This window comes from Mesorhizobium alhagi CCNWXJ12-2, assembly GCF_000236565.1.
Classification (GTDB): Bacteria; Pseudomonadota; Alphaproteobacteria; order Rhizobiales; family Rhizobiaceae; genus Allomesorhizobium; species Allomesorhizobium alhagi.
This window is the reverse complement of record NZ_AHAM01000334.1, coordinates 1-4,731: the sequence shown is the minus strand read 5'-3', so window position 1 is coordinate 4,731 and position 4,731 is coordinate 1. Positions and strand designations below refer to the sequence as shown.

General features: G+C 65.3%; 4 protein-coding genes, 1 tRNA gene and 1 pseudogene. 2 read left to right on the top strand and 4 right to left on the bottom strand.

Annotated features, from left to right (window positions below):
- Positions 1 to 444 (bottom strand): annotated as a pseudogene (locus MAXJ12_RS39505) (hypothetical protein); the annotation flags it as partial.
- Positions 445 to 608: 164 nt separating this feature from the next.
- Between MAXJ12_RS39505 and MAXJ12_RS33380 the strand changes: the two are divergent.
- Positions 609 to 684: transfer RNA gene (locus MAXJ12_RS33380), tRNA-Thr, on the top strand.
- A 137-nt stretch (positions 685 to 821) separates the two neighbouring features.
- A complete protein-coding gene (locus MAXJ12_RS33375) occupies positions 822 to 2,456 on the top strand; it encodes an MFS transporter (protein ID WP_008840661.1) in 1,635 nt (544 codons plus the stop codon).
- Between the two features lie 16 nt (positions 2,457 to 2,472).
- Here MAXJ12_RS33375 and MAXJ12_RS33370 read toward each other — a convergent pair whose 3' ends face one another.
- From MAXJ12_RS33370 to MAXJ12_RS33360, 3 genes are all read right to left on the bottom strand, one after another.
- A complete protein-coding gene (locus MAXJ12_RS33370; RefSeq protein WP_008840660.1) occupies positions 2,473 to 3,300 on the bottom strand; it encodes an ABC transporter ATP-binding protein in 828 nt (275 codons plus the stop codon).
- Entirely contained in the window at positions 3,297 to 4,148 is an 852-nt protein-coding gene (locus tag MAXJ12_RS33365; protein ID WP_008840659.1) for an ABC transporter ATP-binding protein, read from the bottom strand. Before MAXJ12_RS33365 ends, MAXJ12_RS33370 begins: the two co-directional genes overlap by 4 nt.
- Positions 4,149 to 4,152: 4 nt before the next feature.
- Positions 4,153 to 4,731 (bottom strand): ABC transporter permease subunit (locus MAXJ12_RS33360; protein ID WP_008840658.1); only part of this gene is annotated, 579 nt, incomplete at its 5' end.

Sequence of the window (4,731 nt, the reverse complement as noted above, 5' to 3'; positions counted from 1 at the left end):
CTCGCTGCCGGCCCCGGCGGCTGCCACAGGTTCCGGGGCGGCGCTCGCCGCACGCTCCCGACCGTCGCCAATCGTCGGCTCCGGCGCGACATCGCCGGCCGTCGCGGGTTCCGCTCCACTGCGGGCCACGGGCTCGGGCGCCGCACTTGGCTCGGGCGCGACGCTTGCCGCGGGCGCCGCCGGCTGGAATTCGGATTCGATCTCGGTGATCTTGGCCTGCATGGCCTTGCGGCGATTGATCGCCGCCTCCACCGTCAGGCTCGGATTTGCCTGCAGGGCGCGGTCGAGCGCGGCGAATGCCGACCGATAGACTTTCTCGCGGAACGCCCGGTCCTCGGCGTTCCCTTTCTCGAAGGCGTTACGGATCGCCTTTTCAATCGCGTCCAATCCGTTATCCCCTTGATGCGGCCAGCATTTCATGATCGTTAGCCGCAGCAGCGGCATCAATCAACCGCTAGCATCCGACATTCGGCGCGAGCCGCCCGCATTGCGCGCTCAGCGCTCGCGGAAACCATGCCTGCGATTTGCGCGCGACGCGGCTTGAATTCGCCGCACAATGAAGCTATCAGGCGCACATTCGGCCGCGCCGCCAAGTCGCGACCACGGCTGCCGCTTTAGCTCAGTTGGTAGAGCACATCATTCGTAATGATGGGGTCGCGTGTTCGAGTCACGCAAGCGGCACCAAACTGTCCCGTAAAAAAAGCTGCCTCGGGCTGAGGCCCGCCACTCTCGCACGCGGGGTCGCAGCGATTAGCATTTTGGTGTAGTCGTGCTTCGGCCGTGAAACACATCCTGTGCTACCGCTTTGAGAATTAAGCTCCGTGACTGAACGCATCTCGCCATTGGCCCCGTTCCGGCACGACATCTTCCGCTACGTCTGGGTCGCGAGCCTCGCGTCGAATTTCGGCTCGCTGATCCAGGGCGTAGGCGCCGCGTGGATGATGACCGCTATCTCGGACTCGGCCAATATGGTGGCGCTGGTCCAGGCGTCGACGGCGCTGCCCATCATGCTTCTGTCCCTGCCGTCGGGCGCGATCGCCGACAATTTCAATCGGCGAAGGGTGATGCTGGTCGCGCAGAGCTTCATGCTCGTTACATCCGTCGCGCTTTCCGTCGCAGCCTATCTCGGGCTGCTCACACCCTGGAGGCTGCTCACCTTCACATTCCTGATCGGCTGCGGAACGGCGCTCAACAATCCGTCCTGGCAGGCCTCGGTGGGCGACATGGTGCCGCGCACCGACCTGCCGTCGGCCGTCGCCCTCAACAGCATGGGCTTCAACCTGACGCGCAGCGTCGGCCCGGCGATCGGCGGCGCGATCGTGGCTGCGGCCGGCGCGGCCGCGGCATTCGCCGTCAATGCATTAAGCTATCTGGCGCTGCTGTTCGTTCTTGGCCGCTGGAAGCCGGCGATCCCGCCGAATGCGCTGCCGCGCGAGGCGATAGGGCCGGCAATGGCGGCGGGCCTGCGCTACATCGCCATGTCGCCCAACATCGAGAAAGTGCTGCTGCGCGGCTTCGTCTTCGGCTTCACCGCCATCTCCGTCCTCGCCCTGCTGCCGCTGGTCGCGCGCGATCTGGTCGGCGGCGGCCCGCTGCTCTACGGCATATTGCTCGGCGCATTCGGCGCCGGCGCTGTCGGCGGCGCGCTGGTCAGTTCGCGGCTGAGGCAGATGCTTTCGACGGAATGGTGCGTGCGCGTCGCATTCATCGGCTTTGCCGTCTGCGCGGCAACCGCGGGCCTCAGCACCTATCCCTGGCTGACGGCGGCGGCGCTGGCGATCGGCGGGGCAAACTGGGTGATCGCGCTGTCGCTCTTCAACGTCACGGTGCAATTGTCGACGCCGCGTTGGGTGGTGGGGCGCGCTCTGTCGCTCTACCAGACGGCCACTTTCGGCGGCATGGCGCTGGGCAGTTGGACCTGGGGCGTGGCGGCGGACGAGTATGGATCCGGCAATGCGCTGCTCGCTTCGGCCGTTCTGATGATAGTGGGCGCGGCGCTCGGGCTCTGGCGGTTCACCCTGCCCGACCAGACATCGCTCAACCTCGACCCGCTCAACCGCTTCAAGGAGCCGCCCCTTGCCCTCGACGTGCAGCCACGTTCAGGCCCGATCGTGGTTATGATCGAATATATCATCAAGGACGAGGACACCGCCGAATTCCTCGAAGTGATGACGGAGCGCAGGCGCATTCGCCGCCGCGACGGAGCGCGGCAATGGACGCTGGCGCGCGATCTGGAAAACCCGGAAAGCTGGATGGAGACCTACCACACGCCGACCTGGCTCGAATATGTCCGCCACAACCGCCGGATGACCCATGCCGACGCCATCGTCAGCGACCGCATCAGGCGGCTGCACAGCGGCGCCGAGCCGCCTCGGGTGCACCGGATGATCGAGCGCCCGACGATCCGGTCAGCGGTCCTGCCGCAACCGAAACACATGATTGACCTGCATCATTAGCAACACCCGGCCGGCGTCAGGCTGCCTTCTTCGCCAGCCTCGCCTTGATGCTCGCCACGTCGGCGCGCGGCGTCGCGGCGAACAGCGTCTTGGTGTAGTCGTGCTGCGGGTTGGAAAACACCGCGTCGCGGCTGCCATATTCGACCGCCTCGCCGTAATACATCACCATCACCTCGTCGGCGATGTACTTCACCACCGAGAGGTCGTGGCTGATGAACACGTAGGTCAGCTTGAACTCGTCCTGCAAATCGGCCAGCAGGTTCAGCACCTGCGCCTGCACTGAAAGGTCGAGCGCCGACACAGGCTCGTCCAGCACCAGTAGGCTCGGGTTGAGCATCAGCGCGCGGGCGATGGCGATGCGCTGGCGCTGGCCGCCCGAAAACATGTGCGGATATCGGTTGAAGTGCTTTGCCTCCAGCCCGACCTTGAGCAGCATGTTCATGGCGAGGTCGCGCCGCTCGGCGGCGGATTTGTTGGTGTTTATCAGAAGCGGTTCGCCGAGCACGTCGCCGATCTTCTGGCGTGGGTTGAGCGAACCGTAGGGGTTCTGGAAGATGATCTGCACCTTCTGGCGCATTTCCGGCGTCAGGCGTTCCCTGGCGATGTCGACCTTCTTGCCCTCGATGAAGAGCTCGCCCTCGGTCGGCGCGTCGATCAGCGTGATGATGCGCGCCAGCGTGGACTTGCCGCAGCCGCTCTCGCCGACGATGGCCAGCGTCTTTCCCTTCTCCACCGAGAAGCTGACGCCCTTGACCGCGCGAAGGTTCCGCGATTTGCCGAAGATCCCGCCGCCGACATGGTAATCGCGAACGATGTTTCTGGCTTCCAGGACTTTCTCGGTCATTGGACGGCTCCTGCGGGCGCTTCTTCGGCGACATAATCGGCAATGGTCGGCAGCCGGTCGCCGGTGGCGTTTTCCGGCAGCGCCGAAAGCAGCGCCTTGGTGTAGTTGCTCTTCGGCCGCTCGAAGAGGGACAGCACGTCGGCCTCCTCCATCTTGCGGCCCTTGTACTGGACGATGACGCGGTCGGCGGTCTCGGCCACCACGCCCATATTGTGCGTGATCATTATCAGCCCCATGCCGTGCTCGGCCTGCAGCCGCATCAGAAGGTCGAGTATCTGCTTCTGGATGGTCACGTCGAGCGCGGTAGTTGGTTCGTCGGCGATCAGGAGCTTCGGATTGCAGGCGATCGCGATCGCGATCATCACGCGCTGGCACTGGCCGCCCGACATCTGGTGCGGAAAGGACGACAGCCGCTGCTCCGGGTCGGGAATGCCGACCTGCTTGAGCAGTTCCAGGGCGCGGGCGCGGCGCTGGGCGCGGTCCATACCCATGTGGACGCGCAGCACCTCCTCGATCTGGAAGCCCACGGTGAAGCACGGGTTCAGGCTCGCCATCGGCTCCTGGAAGATCATCGCCATATCCTTGCCGACCATCTTTCTGCGGTCGGCATCGCTGAGCTTCAGGAGATCGGTCCCGGCGAAGACCATGCGGTCGGCCGTCACCTTTGCCGTCCACGGCAAAAGGCCCATGACGGCCAGCATGGACACGGATTTACCGGAACCGCTCTCGCCGACGATCGCCAGCACCTCGCGCTGCTCGACCGACAGCGAGACGCCGTCGACGGCCCGGAACGGCCCGGCCGCGGTGGCGAATTCGACGACGAGGTTTTCTATTTCGAGAAGTGCCATCGCCTCACGACCTCTTCAGTTTCGGATCGAGCGCGTCGCGCAGGCCGTCGCCCACGAGGTTGATCGCCAGCACCGTGATCAGGATCGCCAGGCCCGGGAAGGTGACGACCCACCAGGCGCGCAGGATGAACTCGCGCGCTTCGGCAAGCATCGTGCCCCATTCCGGCGTCGGCGGCTGGGCGCCCATGCCGAGGAAGCCGAGGGCAGCGGCATCGAGGATGGCGTTCGAGAACGACAGCGTCGCCTGCACGATCAGCGGCGCCATGCAATTGGGCAGGATGGTCCTGAACATCAGCCGCAGCGGACCGGCGCCGGCGACTCTGGCTGCGGTGACGTATTCTCGGCCCTTCTCCGACATGACGGCAGCGCGCGTCAGGCGCACGAAGTGCGGCTGCAGCACCAGCGCGATGGCGATCATGGCGTTGGTCAGGCCGGGCCCGAGCACCGCGACCAGCACCAGCGCCAGCAGCAGCGACGGGAACGCCAGGATCACATCCATGATGCGCATGATCACGGTGTCGATCCAGCCGCCGAAATAGCCGGCGATGACGCCGATTATGATGCCGCCCACCAGCGCGATCGT